The organism is Superficieibacter electus (assembly GCF_002915575.1).
GTDB lineage: Bacteria > Pseudomonadota > Gammaproteobacteria > Enterobacterales > Enterobacteriaceae > Superficieibacter > Superficieibacter electus.
In genome coordinates this window covers 1-1,062 of record NZ_PQGD01000079.1, presented here as the reverse complement: position 1 = coordinate 1,062, position 1,062 = coordinate 1, and the positions used below count along the sequence as shown (strand labels likewise).

The window sequence follows — 1,062 nt, the reverse complement described above, 5'->3', positions numbered from 1 at the left end:
TAGCGGGCGGCCGGAAGGTGAATGCTAGGCATGATCTAACCCTCGGTCTCTGGCGTCGCGACTGCGAAATTTCGCGAGGGTTTCCGAGAAGGTGATTGCGCTTCGCAGATCTCCAGGCGCGTGGGTGCGGACGTAGTCAGCGCCATTGCCGATCGCGTGAAGTTCCGCCGCAAGGCTCGCTGGACCCAGATCCTTTACAGGAAGGCCAACGGTGGCGCCCAAGAAGGATTTCCGCGACACCGAGACCAATAGCGGAAGCCCCAACGCCGACTTCAGCTTTTGAAGGTTCGACAGCACGTGCAGCGATGTTTCCGGTGCGGGGCTCAAGAAAAATCCCATCCCCGGATCGAGGATGAGCCGGTCGGCAGCGACCCCGCTCCGTCGCAAGGCGGAAACCCGCGCCTCGAAGAACCGCACAATCTCGTCGAGCGCGTCTTCGGGTCGAAGGTGACCGGTGCGGGTGGCGATGCCATCCCGCTGCGCTGAGTGCATAACCACCAGCCTGCAGTCCGCCTCAGCAATATCGGGATAGAGCGCAGGGTCAGGAAATCCTTGGATATCGTTCAGGTAGCCCACGCCGCGCTTGAGCGCATAGCGCTGGGTTTCCGGTTGGAAGCTGTCGATTGAAACACGGTGCATCTGATCGGACAGGGCGTCTAAGAGCGGCGCAATACGTCTGATCTCATCGGCCGGCGATACAGGCCTCGCGTCCGGATGGCTGGCGGCCGGTCCGACATCCACGACGTCTGATCCGACTCGCAGCATTTCGATCGCCGCGGTGACAGCGCCGGCGGGGTCTAGCCGCCGGCTCTCATCGAAGAAGGAGTCCTCGGTGAGATTCAGAATGCCGAACACCGTCACCATGGCGTCGGCCTCCGCAGCGACTTCCACGATGGGGATCGGGCGAGCAAAAAGGCAGCAATTATGAGCCCCATACCTACAAAGCCCCACGCATCAAGCTTTTGCCCATGAAGCAACCAGGCAATGGCTGTAATTATGACGACGCCGAGTCCCGACCAGACTGCATAAGCAACACCGACAGGGATGGATTTCAGAACCAGA

General features: G+C 60.6%; 2 protein-coding genes. Both read right to left on the bottom strand.

Annotated features, from left to right (window positions below):
- Positions 1-24 precede the first annotated feature (24 nt).
- Positions 25-864 (bottom strand): sulfonamide-resistant dihydropteroate synthase Sul1, encoded by an 840-nt coding sequence (sul1, locus tag CHU32_RS27865; RefSeq protein ID WP_000259031.1) that lies wholly within the window; start codon positions 862-864, stop codon positions 25-27.
- A partial coding sequence (locus CHU32_RS27860; RefSeq protein ID WP_016810057.1) for a DMT family transporter occupies positions 858-1,062 on the bottom strand: 205 nt, incomplete at its 5' end. The genes sul1 and CHU32_RS27860, both read right to left, overlap by 7 nt.

Bases quoted from the DNA above. Each gene is read 5' to 3' on its own strand.
- sul1 (WP_000259031.1), bottom strand. From the start codon at position 864: ATGGTGACGGTGTTCGGCATTCTGAATCTCACCGAGGACTCCTTCTTC.